Raw genomic sequence first — 11,873 nt, 5'->3', positions numbered from 1 at the left:
GTTCTTCGAAGAGACTAGCCGGGACTGGCCCCGGCGGGCCACCTCCTTTTTTGCTTCGCCAAAAAAGGAGGCAAAAAAGGGCTGGAGCACTGCTCCAGCGAACCGTTATCGCCGCCCCTTCGGGGTGCCCAAAAGTGAGGCGGTCACAACGGGAAGCGAAATAAACTCGCCTGCGGCTCAGACAAATTTCGCTTCTTTATCCGTTTTGACTGGGGCACTTTTGGCGTCGCTAAAAGGGGATGAACGGCCATACCATCTCCACCCCGACCCTCCTCTTGAAGAGGAGGGAGTTGACCATTCTTTACCTTGCAGACGTAAGCGAACACAAAATTTGGTGTAACCCTCGATCCGTGCAGAACTCCGTACGAGGTCACACCCCCAACCGTGCCAACGTCAACGAATCTCGCTTCCCTGCAAAATACTTGTCCAGGCATTCCCGGAACACCGCTTCCTCCGGCGCAGCATGCGCGAACAGCGTCATCGACGAGTGGAATTTCATGTCGTCGGGATACCCGAAGATTTCCGCGATCGTGCGGTTCTCCACTGCCGCTACCAGTGCGGCGCATTCCCTGAGCCGCTTGCCCAGCAGCGGATGGCGCAGGTAGGCTGCTGCTTCAGCGAGCGACGCGATGGCGAACGTGCGGGCCGTCGCGCTATGGCCCAGTCCCTCTATCTGCGGAAAGACGAACCACATCCAGTGGCTCTGTTTTCTGCCGGCGCGCAGCTCGGCGCGTACCCTGTCATACAGGGGGTCTTGCGCATCGATGAAGCGCTGGAGATTGAATTCGTCGTTCATGTTTGATGGACCTCGACCATTGCAATGCGATTTCATTTACCATCGGATCTAATTAACCGCCATCCTCATTCGATGACACCACTCTATCAGGCATCCAATGCCGTCGAGGCGTACATGATTCTCCATCTGCTGGAGCAGAAGGGGTTGTCCGGCCGGGTCGACGGCGAATATCTGCAAGGAGGCATCGGTGAATTGCCTGCGGCCGGGCTGGTGAGGGTGATGGTGGCGGAGCAGGACTATGCAGCAGCCAAGGCGATCGTCGATGAGTGGGACGCGGCCCAGCCGCCGCAGGTTCACGAATCCGCCCCCGCAAACGGCGGCCGACGGCTCGGGGTGTTCGCCGCCGGTGTGATTGCCGGCCTGATCTGTGCCTACGGGTATTACCGCACGCCCGTCATGACCGATGGCATCGACCACAATCTCGATGGCGTGCCCGACGAGCACCGGACGTATTCCCCTGCGGGCCGTCCGGTGAAGACTGAGGCGGACCGCAACCTTGACGGCAGGGTGGATTACATCACCGCCTACGGCAGCAACGGCATCCTCGAATCGGCCGTGTCGGACGACGACTTCAACGGCAGGTTCGAATCGCGCCAGACTTTCCGCGCCGGCCATCCCCACCTGCGGGAAACCGATACCGACGGCGACGGCTTTCATGACTTGCGTTCCACCTATCGGCACGGCACGCTCCAGTCGGTCGAGTATCTCCATCCCGCCAGCGCACTGCCGCGCCGCATCCAGTATTTCAACCTGGGCAAACTGCATGCCGAGGAACGCGACGCCGACAAAGACGGGCGGATGGACATGCGGATACTCTACAATGCGAGCGGTGAAGCGGTCGCCAATGAATCTATACGGCAGGACTGAATTCCCGCCCTTGCCATGAAGGCAAGGGCGTTATCAACGATGCAAACCGATCGATCCGCGCGCCCGGGCTGGTACGCGCGGCGATCATCAACCGGAGAAGCAATGAGTGATGCAACAGACAATAACGATGATTCCATCTGGGTGGTGTACGAGGCGCCGCCGGACTACCCGGACAAATACGTTGCGCGGCGGCTGCTCCTGAACCGGCCCACCGGCGATGTCGTGATCGGCGACACGCTGATCGATGTGCGCAGCAAGCTGCCCAAGGGACTGTTCCGCCTTGAACGCAGCGACAGGGACGATCCGCTGGTGCGGGAGTCCTGGATTTAACAGCCCCTCCGATCCGGTATGCCGCGCTACGCCGCGAATACCGGATTCACCGACAACACCTTCACCTTCATCGCCGGATTGCTCACCATATCCGGATCATCCCGGTAGTTGCAGTACCGTTCATAGGCAAACTCCATTTCCTGAATCGTCGTGCAGCCGGTGAACGGACTGTCGGGATTCGTGGTGTCGATGCGCTCGTTGCGGATTTCCCCGATGCGATAGGGTTGCGCCGTCGTGTCGACGGCGACAGTGATCACTTCAAATTCCATGGCCTGTCCTTTCGTATGCCGCGCTGCGATGCGCCGGCCTGCGAAAAGCATAGCAAACATCCGCCGGCACGGATTTGGCTGGATCAACCGACCGGCGAATATGCGGTCGGCCGGACTATTGCGTCAGGGTTGCCGCCTGTTTCAGGCTGCCGGGCGGAAGCGATGCGAGCCAGGCCTGGTAGGACGCCTGGTCGCGCTGTTGCCAGAATATCGACAGGCGTGTTCCCGCCGCCGCCTGCAATTCCTGGTTGGTCAGGGTTGGAAGGATGCGTGCGACTTCCTCCGGCTTGGTGTACGACCATCGATACAGCAGGTTCTGCGCCGCCTCGGCATACTGCGGGTCGCTGTTGTACTGGCTGAGCCAGTTCCACGCCGTCGTCAGACTTTCCTGCCCATGCCGTATGGCGATCTCGCTCATCAGGCTCTGCCTGATCGCCGGGTCGTCGGTGCGGTTCAGGTACTTCGCCGCTTCCGCCGGATTGCTGGCGGCAAGACTGCTGCTGACGTGGTTGAGCAGTTGCGCCGGGGAAGCATCGGACCGTTCCTGTATGACCTGATTGACCCATTGGTATGCCTGCGCAGGGTCATGCTGGGCATAGGACACGGCCACCTGCTGGATCAGCGAGACCGGTGCGCGATCGGTCATTGACGCCACGGTCTGCGCGGCAAGCGCGACATTGCTGCGGATCAAGCCCGGCAGGACGACGGCGGTCAGCTCGCCCTTCTCATTGAGGTGAGGATACTGGGCAATCCAGCCAAGCGCCTCGGTCGGGTTGCTTTCCGACATGGCGCCCAGGGTCGCGGCGATCACCGTGCCGGTTTCCTGGCCGATTGCCTTGGAATAGCTGGCGAATGTCTCGGGGCGTTTCTGCGCGAGGGCCGCGAGGGCATTGGCGACGATCGTCTGGCGCTCCTCGGCGGGAATGCTATCCATGTGGGCAAGGGCTTCCGCCGGTGCTTCGAGCACCCATCCGTTAAACGCGCTCTGCATGGCGCGGGTTTTATTCTCGCCCGGTTGCTGCTGCAGGGTCGCTTCGAACGATGCCCGCAATGCGGGTGCGGAGACGCCCGTCCCGCCCTTGCGCATGATGGACATGAGGTCGGCAAATGCAAAGCCGGTCGTGGCCTGTTCGGCGTTGGGTCCTGCCGATGCCTGTGATGCATGGCTTTCCTGCCGGCTGGCCGGCTGCGCCTGGACACTGCTGTTTTTTGTACTGCCGCCCGCGCCGGCGACATTCTCCGTGCCTTCGAAAATTTGCACGCCGATCAGCACGCCGGCAATCGGTGCAAGAAGGAACGGCAACACGATATGCAATTTCATGACGGACTCTCCGCATGCTTTCGCATGCAATGGAAAAGTATTGATGGAGCGCGGCGCGGATGCGCCGGCTCCATCGTGGCATGGGCTGAATGCTTACATGCCGATGATGCGGATCAGATCAGTACGGGCAGTTTTCGCGATACTCGGAGATCAGCGAGCTCGACAGATCCGCCTGGTGCGGCGTGCCGCACAGGAACTGGCTGTAGCGCGTGTCGTTGTCCATGAAGCGCTTCATCCATGCCACTGCGTACTTGCCCATCTTCGGGTAGTACTCGGTGGCACCGTTCATGACGCAGAAGTGATCGCCGTTGTTCATCTCCATGAAGGCTTTCTTGGTGGCCGTCGACGGGATGCTGTTATAGAACGGCGATGCGTGGCTGGATACAGGCGCGATCGAATCGTTCTCGCAGGCGATGATCATGGTAGGTACACGGACCGTCGAGAAGTTGTCGCTGCTGTTCCATGGCGCCAGCGGGATCGCTGCCTTCAGCGAAGGATTGTCGCGAGCCGCAATCAGCGAGCCGCCGCCGCCCATCGAGTGACCCATCACGCCGAGCCGGTTCGGGTCCACCTTGCGGTAGATCGGATGCGAACTCGTGTTGCTCAACTGAACAAGCTGATTCAGCGCTGCCATCAGCTGCGGAGCGCGCTGGTAGGGCTGGTCGTAGATCGAGTTGGTATCGATCGTGATGACCACGAAACCATGCGATGCCAGGCGCGGGCCCCACCAGCTCATCGTTTCCTGGGTGCCGGTGTAGCCGGGGGAGATGGCGATTGCGGCGAACGGTCCGGCCACGTTGGTTGGATGGTAAATAGTGCCGCCGTCATAGCCATTGGCTGCGAACGAGGAGACGGTGGTTGTGGTGTAGGTAAAGGGGCCGACACTTGCCTCGAGCGAGGTGGTGGTTGGATTTGGTCCTTTCGCAAATGGATTGGTCGTGCCGCCACCACCGCTGGTTCCCGTGAGCTGGATATTGTCGACGGTGTAGGTTTCGCTGCTCAGGCTGCCATCGACGCGGAAGCGAAGGCGCAATCCGGTTTGGCCTTCCGCGGCTGCGGGAAGGTTGAACGTCACGCGGCCGCTGGTGGTGGCGCGGGTGGATTCGAGCGTGGTCCAGGTGGTGCCGTTGGTCGAGTATTCCGCAATACCGGCTTCGCCAGTATCGAGGCCGGAAGTGACACGGTCGAAGCTGACGCTCAGGCCGGTGAAGTTCTGCGTATTGATCGGGTTGGAGGTGATGGCGCCATCGGTGCAGCCATAGCAGCCTTCCAGGCGCGCAGCGCCGGTGCTGGTGCTTACCGTGCCTGTCGAGGTAAAGTTGCCGAGGCCGGAAGAAAAGCTTTCCTGGAATACCGCTACTTGTGCCTGCGCACCGTAGGAGCAGAGCAGTGCAGTAGCGAACAGGCCGGCTTTCATGGCGCGGATACCGGCGCGTGGGAACGCAGTTGGCAAAGCGCCAACCGTTTTTTGAATCATCATTCTTGTCTCCGAATTATTGGTATGAGGTGGTATTGGTGTTGGTGCGTTGCACCCGGTATTGCTTTTTGGTCGGGCTTGCTCCTTTACTAAAAGTTTGATGATGAAATCCTGCGCATGCTTGAAGAGTCGGGCGCTGCACCCGCGGCAAACCGGTGTGGAGGCACACCGTGAAATGCCGGAGTCATGGCCCTGCGAGGCGGTGATGCGATGCCGGCGGGGGGCTATCTGCAACCCTGACTGCGAAGCTTGATTATGTTGACCTCACAAAAAAAGAACATCCCCCGGAAGGGGGAGCGGAAGCTTGTCGATATCGCAGCCTGCGCGTATCCCCCATTAGGGGGATACCGGTTTCCAGTGCACAGTGCATGCGGATCGACGACGGCGAACTAACCGGAGACAGGAATGCCCAATTACACGAACAGCCCACAGTGCGGGAAGCCGCGCTTACGCGGTGAAACAACAGATCAAAGTGCGTTTTTGGCCGCCTACTACAATCAGGCGCTACTCCCGTACGTCCACTTCGAGGTATTGAATCGTGATGCATGATGCGACCCACCTGCCGCTTCTGCTGCCGAAAGTGCGGCCGCCCCGCTCAAGCGCAAAGCTGGTGGCGCGGCCCCGGCTCGGAAGGCATGCGGCATTGATCGAAGAGACGTCGCTCACCGTGGTCAGCGCCCCGTCGGGATTCGGCAAGACCACGATAGGCGCGGTGTGGGCACGGGAGCTGCGCGCCAAGGATGCCGTTGTCGGATGGCTCGCCCTGGACCAGGAAGACAATGAACTGACGCGTTTCCTGCAATACCTTGCCTTCTCCATCGGCTATGCCTACCAGGACCAGTCCCTGCAGACGCTTCCTGCCGCGCGCTTTGCCCCGCATCCGTTGCAGGGCTATCCACTGATCTCGAACCTGATCAACCACATCGCGGAAGAGGGCAGCGAGTTCTTCCTGTTCCTTGACGATTTCCATCTCATCACCCAGCCGCCGGTAAAGGACGCGGTGCGCTTCCTGCTCCGCAATGCACCATCCAATTTCCACATGGTGCTGCTGTCCCGGCCGCACGGCGTGGCCGATTTCGACGAGGGCAAGCCGGGCTCCGTGCTAAAGATCAATGCCGGCGATCTCCGCTTCACCGAGGCGGAAACGCGGGAACTGTTCGGCGCCTACAGCAAGCATGACAAGCAGGCATCGATTGCACACGCGCTCACCGGAGGCTGGGCGGCGGCGCTGCGCATCATGGTCGCCTCGAACGCCATCTGCGCCCGCCAGTCGCCCATCGGTCCCGGCAGCGACATGGCCGAGGAGGGAATGGAAAAGCTGCTTGGCGCGGTACTGGCCGGATTGAACCGGGAACAGGTACGGCTGGTGGAAATGACCTGCATCGTCGGACGCATGTGCGGCCCGCTCTTCGTCGCATTGACCGGCATTGCGGAACCGCGTGCGCTCATCGACGAGGTCGAGCACAAGCACAATCTGCTGGCAAAAGTCACGGAGGACGGCTATTGGTTCGGCTGCCACGATCTCACCCGTGAATCCGTAACCAGGCGGCTCCTGGCGCAGAACCGCGACTATGTCGTCGATATTGCGAGCCGTGCCAGCCAGTGGTATGCAGCACAGGGCTACTGGTCCGAGGCGGTCAACCAGGCGCTGGCGGCGGACAATATCGACATGGCGATCAAATGGATCGAGGCCTGTGCGCCGAGACTGGCATACAAGGGCGACCTGCTGACGCTGCTGGCGTGGGAGAACCGCCTGCAGCTGACGAAAAGGCCGACCACGCCCTTGCGCATCCTGCGCGCGATTGCGATGGTGCGGGTCCTCACCGACCAGGACCAGGAAAACGCCAGTCTTTCCGACCTGATCGAACTGATCGACAGCCGGCTGCAGGCGGAGCCTTCCTCGCGCAGCGCCGAACATGACTGGCACCTGCAGGCCATCCGCGCGATCTGGGCATGCAGGATCGACGACCTCGATGTCGCGCTCAAGCTGTCGGTGGAATGCCTGGAGCAGCCGATCGCGTATCCCGCGCTGGCTGAAACACTGCGCAGCGTGGCCGCCTATTCGTTTTTGCAGTTCAGGCAGTGGACCGAGTTTTACCAGCACTCGCTGCTGGCCTCCAAGGGCCGGGATGATGAGTACTCCTTCATGCCGATGGTCTACCAGCAAATATTGCTCGCCATCGCCGAAATAACACAGCTGCACCTGGACCGTGCGCAGCGCCACCTCGAAGAGGCGCAGCGGCGCGCCAATTCCCGGCCAGGATCATCGTCGGTGATGGGGGCGTTGTGCAGCGGCATGCTCGGGCTGATCCATTATGAAAAACTCGAACTGCCTGCGGCGGAAGCGGCATTGAACGATGCGCTGGACCTGGTTCCGCAAACCGGCTACATCGACGTCATCTGCAGCACGTATACCGCGGCGACAAACGTTGCCGCTCTGCGGCAGGAAAATGAATATGCATTGAGCCTGCTTGAAAAATGGGAGCGGACCGCGGCGCTCTCCGGTGTCGCCAGGCTGCAGGTCATCGCCGCATACGAGAAAGTCTGTTTCTTCCTGCGCGAGAAAGGCATCGCGCAGGCACGCGCCAGCCTCATCCGCATTCGCGACGTGTACGCTGCGGCACAAAAAACCGATCAGGTCCTTCCGGCCCAGGTAAAAACCTATGTGGAACTCGCCGAAGGCCAGTTCGCGCTGGCGTCAGGCCGGTTCGAAGAGGCAAGGCGGCATTTCGACACCGTCTACCAGGATGCCGTACGCCTCGGTGACGTCTACAGCACGGTGCTCAGCGCCGTGCCGCTGGCATATGCGGAAATCGAGTCGGGACGAAGAGAGGAGGGTATCCGGCGATTCGATGAAGTGATTGCCATTGCCCAGCCCATCAGACTGAAAGGGGCGATCCTGTCGCAACCCGTCGGCCTGATGCCGCTGATTGCGGCATATAAGAAACATGCACCGCAGGACGTCGGCAACATGGCGCACATGGCGTTTGTCAATGAGCTTGCCGACGCCGGCGCAGGGAACGCGGCCAACGTCGCCATCACCCTCAGTCCGCGCGAAGTCAGCGTGCTGCAGCTCGTGGCGCAGGACAAATCCAACAAGGAAATTTCATTGATATTGAAAATCACGCCCGAGACGGTAAAGACGCATGTCAAAAGCATCTTCCTGAAACTGAACGTCAGCAAGCGCAATGCCGCCGTACGTCGTGCGGCCAGCCTCGGGCTGTTGCACACCTGACCATCGAGCGCCCGGCGAAGCCGAACGAACTCAGCGCAGCCGGCCCGGATTCAGCTCGCCCGGGCGCACGCCGGCGTCTTCCAGGTAAGAGGGAATAGCCACGCCCCTGAGCATCGCCGCGTACAACTCGCCGGCGGCGGGCGATGTCTGGATGCCGTAGCCGCCTTGCGCCGCCGCCCAGAAAAAATTGGGCGCGGCGGGATCGAAACCGCCGACGAAGTCCCCGTCCCGGACAAAGGAGCGCAAGCCCGCCCACACCCGCTGCGGACGGCGGATCGACAGGCTGGTCACCTGCTGGATGCGATCGATGGCCATCGCGATATCGAGTTCTTCCGCCTGGACATCGTGCGGCTCGACCGGGTCGGCGTTGGCCGGCGAGCCGAGCAGCATGCCGGCATCCGGTTTGACGTAATACGATTCGTCGACGCCGATGAACATTGGCCAGTCCGCCGTCGGCATGCCTTCCGGCGGCGCGAAAATGAACGCCGATCGGCGTTTCGGTTCCAGCCCGACCTGCGGCACGCCCGCAAGCGCGGCGATGCGGTCGCACCAGGCGCCGGCGGCATTGACCACCACCGCCGCTTCGAATTCCCGTCCGCCCGCCGCGACATGCCACGCCCCTCCGGCTTGATGCATGGCGGTGACCGGCGCATCGCAATGCACGGCGCCGCCGGCGGTTCGCACGCCGCGCAGGAAACCCTGGTGCAGCAAATGGACATCGATATCGGCAGCGTCCGGTTCCAGCACCGCGCCGAGAATCCGCTCGCGCAGCAGCACAGGGACCAAGCCGCAGGCTTCGTCGGCATCGAGCCGCCGCACACCGGCGGTCACCGATCGCACGACCGCTTCATGTTTGTCGAGCAGATCGGCCTGGCCATGAATGGCCACCATCAGCGCGCCGCGCGGCGACAGGATCGGATGCGCGGCGAAGCCGGCCGGCGGTGCGTCGAGGAAGGCGCGGCTGGCACGCGTGAGTGCGCGGACCTGAAGCGGGCCGTAGCTTTCGTAGAACAGCGCCGCGGAACGCCCGGTGCTGTGATAGCCGGGCTGGCTTTCCGCTTCCAGCAGGATGACGCTGGCATGCGGTGCCAGCCAGTAGCCGATCGATGCGCCGGCGATACCCGCGCCGATGATCAGGTAGTCCGCCTTGTGAGGCTGCTTGTTGTCCATGCCGGTCCTCCTTTCCGTGAGGTTCGCGCAATAAAAAAGCCTGCATGGATTTGCTCATCCATGCAGGCCGATTATGCCGCTTTGCCGTTCCGGCGGCTTCCCGTGGCAGGACCCTGCTTGCCGTCAGCCTTTTTCCAGCAGCGTGCGCAGGCGGTCCGCGCGCGATGCGTGGCGCAGCTTGGCCATGGCCTTCGCTTCGATCTGGCGCACGCGTTCACGGGTGACGTCGAACTGCTTGCCGACTTCCTCCAGCGTGAAGTCGCTCGCCATGTCGACGCCGTAGCGCATGCGCAGCACCTTCGCCTCGCGCGCCGGCAGGGAGTCCAGCACTTCCTTGATCACCGACCGCATCGATGCATGCATCGCCGCATCGGCCGGCGCCAGCGTGGTTTCGTCCTGGATGAAATCGCCCAGCAGCGTATCGCCGTCTTCGCCGACCGGCATGTCCATCGATACCGGCTCCTTGGCGATCTTCATCACGTCGCGGATCTTGCTTTCCGGCATATCCATCTTCGCCGCCAGCGTCGCCGCGTCCGGTTCGACGCCGGTCTCCATCAGGATCTGGCGCGAGATGCGGTTCATCTTGTTGATGGTTTCGATCATGTGCACCGGCACGCGGATCGTGCGCGCCTGGTCGGCGATCGCGCGCGTGATGGCCTGGCGAATCCACCAGGTGGCGTAGGTCGAAAACTTGTAGCCGCGGCGGTATTCGAACTTGTCGACTGCCTTGAGCAGGCCGATATTGCCTTCCTGGATCAGGTCGAGGAATTGCAGCCCGCGGTTGATGTATTTCTTCGCGATCGAAATCACGAGCCGCAGGTTGGCCTCGGTCATTTCCCGCTTGGCCTGGCGCGCCCGCTTCTCGCCGGTGGTCATCTGCCGGTTGATCTGGCGCAGGTCCGCCAGCGGCACCTGCACCCGCTCCTCGAGGTCGATCAGGCGCTGCTGGTATGCCTTGACGGCAGGCGCCTGGCGGCCGAGCGCGGCGCTGTACGACCGTCCGGCCGCGACTTCCTCATCCACCCATTCGAGCCGGGTCTCGTTGCCGGGAAAGGCCTGGATGAAATGCGCCCGCGGCATGTCGCACTTGTTGACGGCGACATCCAGGATCTGCTTCTCGATCTGCCGCAGGTCTTCCATCTGCGCGCGCAGCGTATCGCTGAGCTTTTCGATGGTCTTCGCGGTGAACCGCATGCCAAGCACTTCCTGCACGATCGCATTCTTGGCCGCGACGTAGGCAGGCGATCCATAGCCGTCCTTCTCGCGTGCCGCATTCATGCGCTCGAATTCGGCGGAGATGGCGGCGAATTTCGCCAGCGCCTGCTTGCGCAGTTCCTGCATTTCCTTTTCCGACAGGCTGCTGGACGCGCCGGTGGCGGCATCATCGTCTTCATCGTCGGCGAGCTCTTCGGCCGGATCGGCGTCCTCGTCGTCGACCGCCTCGTCAGCCGCCGCCTCCGGCAGCGGCGCGGCGGCTGCTGCCGCATCGACCAGTCCGTCAATGACGTCATCGACATTCATCTGGCTGTTCTCGATCTTGCCGGCCAGAGCCAGCACTTCGGCAATCGTCGTCGGGCAAGCGGCAATCGCCTGCATCATGTCCTTCTGGCCCTCCTCGATGCGCCGGGCGATATCGATTTCCTGCTGGCGCGTCAGAAGGGGAACCGTCGCCATTTCACGCATGTACATGCGGACCGGGTCGGTGGTGCGGCCGAAATCCGGATTGACTGCCGACAAGGCCGTGGCTACCGCCGCTTCCGCCTCGTCCTCGCTTGCCGCCGTGACAACTTTGTCCGACAGCAGTAGGGTTTCCGCATCCGGCGCCTGTTCGTAGACGGCAATGCCCATCTCGTTCAACGTGCCGATCAGGCCTTCGATCGCATCGGCGTCGACCACGTCTTCCGGCAGGTGGTCGTTGATTTCGCCGTGCGTCAGGAAGCCGCGCTCCTTGCCGATGGCGATGAGCCGCTTGATCTGTTCCTTTTGCGCTTCGAGCTGTGCTTCGCTGGCGGCATCGTTGCCTTTTTCCTTGGCTTGCCGGTTCTTGCTGCGGGACGCGGCACGCAGTTCGGCGCGTTCGACCGCATTCAATGCGGCGACCTCTTCCTGCTCCGGCTGGTATTCGGTCGGGCGCCGCCCGCGGCGGGCCTGCACTTTCACCCCAGGCAACGCATAGCCGCTGGTATCGATGGCAGCCAGCGCCGCGGCATCGGTGGTCTGGACAACCGCGGCGGGAACGCCGGGTTCGGATTTCGACGCATTCTCGACCGGCTTCTGCGCCGCCTTTCTCACCACGACGGCTTTCTGCCTGGGTGCAGGGGCGGATGCGGAAGTCGCTGCCGGCGCGGAAGCCGGAACATCTGCCGACGCCGTCGCCTCGGGTGCCGGTTGTGCAAGCGGCGCCGGCA

General features: G+C 62.2%; 9 protein-coding genes. 3 read left to right on the top strand and 6 right to left on the bottom strand.

Going from position 1 to position 11,873, the window contains the following annotated elements:
• Positions 1–370: 370 nt before the first annotated feature.
• Positions 371–796: a DUF1810 domain-containing protein gene (locus V7080_RS17265; protein ID WP_334189634.1), complete on the bottom strand. Its 426-nt coding sequence runs from the start codon at positions 794–796 to the stop codon at positions 371–373.
• Between the two features lie 72 nt (positions 797–868).
• Between V7080_RS17265 and V7080_RS17260 the strand changes: the two genes are divergently transcribed.
• Complete coding sequence (locus V7080_RS17260) at positions 869–1,663, top strand: putative signal transducing protein (RefSeq protein ID WP_334189633.1); 795 nt, start codon at positions 869–871, stop codon at positions 1,661–1,663.
• 102 nt (positions 1,664–1,765) lie between these two features.
• Positions 1,766–1,993 carry a hypothetical protein gene (locus V7080_RS17255; RefSeq protein ID WP_334189632.1) on the top strand — a complete coding sequence of 76 codons (228 nt, stop codon included), beginning with the start codon at positions 1,766–1,768 and terminating at the stop codon, positions 1,991–1,993.
• 26 nt (positions 1,994–2,019) lie between these two features.
• On the opposite strand, the gene V7080_RS17250 is transcribed toward V7080_RS17255, so the two are convergent.
• The 3 genes from V7080_RS17250 to V7080_RS17240 form a co-directional block, all read right to left on the bottom strand.
• The gene (locus V7080_RS17250; RefSeq protein ID WP_334189631.1) at positions 2,020–2,262 is read right to left on the bottom strand and encodes a hypothetical protein; all 243 of its coding nucleotides are present in this window, start codon (positions 2,260–2,262) and stop codon (positions 2,020–2,022) included.
• Between the two features lie 115 nt (positions 2,263–2,377).
• Positions 2,378–3,583 (bottom strand): hypothetical protein, encoded by a 1,206-nt coding sequence (locus tag V7080_RS17245; RefSeq protein ID WP_334189630.1) that lies wholly within the window; start codon positions 3,581–3,583, stop codon positions 2,378–2,380.
• A 118-nt stretch (positions 3,584–3,701) separates the two neighbouring features.
• Positions 3,702–5,063, bottom strand: a complete 1,362-nt coding sequence (locus tag V7080_RS17240; protein ID WP_334189629.1) for an alpha/beta hydrolase family protein — start codon at positions 5,061–5,063, stop codon at positions 3,702–3,704.
• 538 nt (positions 5,064–5,601) lie between these two features.
• On the opposite strand from V7080_RS17240, the gene V7080_RS17235 reads away from it, so the two are divergent.
• The gene (locus V7080_RS17235) at positions 5,602–8,295 is read left to right on the top strand and encodes a LuxR C-terminal-related transcriptional regulator (protein WP_334189628.1); all 2,694 of its coding nucleotides are present in this window, start codon (positions 5,602–5,604) and stop codon (positions 8,293–8,295) included.
• Between the two features lie 30 nt (positions 8,296–8,325).
• Here the strand turns inward: V7080_RS17235 and V7080_RS17230 are convergent, their stop codons facing one another.
• Positions 8,326–9,465, bottom strand: a complete 1,140-nt coding sequence (locus V7080_RS17230; RefSeq protein WP_334189627.1) for an NAD(P)/FAD-dependent oxidoreductase — start codon at positions 9,463–9,465, stop codon at positions 8,326–8,328.
• A gap of 123 nt (positions 9,466–9,588) precedes the next feature.
• Positions 9,589–11,873: RNA polymerase sigma factor RpoD (gene rpoD / locus V7080_RS17225; RefSeq protein WP_442947247.1), on the bottom strand; the 2,285-nt coding region annotated here is incomplete at its 5' end.

Source organism: Noviherbaspirillum sp. (assembly GCF_036846085.1).
In the GTDB taxonomy this organism is placed as follows: domain Bacteria; phylum Pseudomonadota; class Gammaproteobacteria; order Burkholderiales; family Burkholderiaceae_D; genus Noviherbaspirillum.
The sequence above is the reverse complement of the archived record's forward strand: the minus strand, read 5'-3'. Positions and strand labels throughout refer to the sequence as shown.

Excerpts from the sequence above, each read along its gene's own strand:
- V7080_RS17265 (WP_334189634.1), bottom strand. The coding sequence starts at position 796 with ATGAACGACGAATTCAATCTCCAGCGCTTCATCGATGCGCAAGACCCC.
- V7080_RS17260 (WP_334189633.1), top strand. The coding sequence starts at position 869 with ATGACACCACTCTATCAGGCATCCAATGCCGTCGAGGCGTACATGATT.
- V7080_RS17255 (WP_334189632.1), top strand. The coding sequence starts at position 1,766 with ATGAGTGATGCAACAGACAATAACGATGATTCCATCTGGGTGGTGTAC.
- V7080_RS17250 (WP_334189631.1), bottom strand. The coding sequence starts at position 2,262 with ATGGAATTTGAAGTGATCACTGTCGCCGTCGACACGACGGCGCAACCC.
- V7080_RS17245 (WP_334189630.1), bottom strand. The coding sequence starts at position 3,583 with ATGAAATTGCATATCGTGTTGCCGTTCCTTCTTGCACCGATTGCCGGC.
- V7080_RS17240 (WP_334189629.1), bottom strand. The coding sequence starts at position 5,063 with ATGATGATTCAAAAAACGGTTGGCGCTTTGCCAACTGCGTTCCCACGC.
- V7080_RS17235 (WP_334189628.1), top strand. The coding sequence starts at position 5,602 with ATGCATGATGCGACCCACCTGCCGCTTCTGCTGCCGAAAGTGCGGCCG.
- V7080_RS17230 (WP_334189627.1), bottom strand. The coding sequence starts at position 9,465 with ATGGACAACAAGCAGCCTCACAAGGCGGACTACCTGATCATCGGCGCG.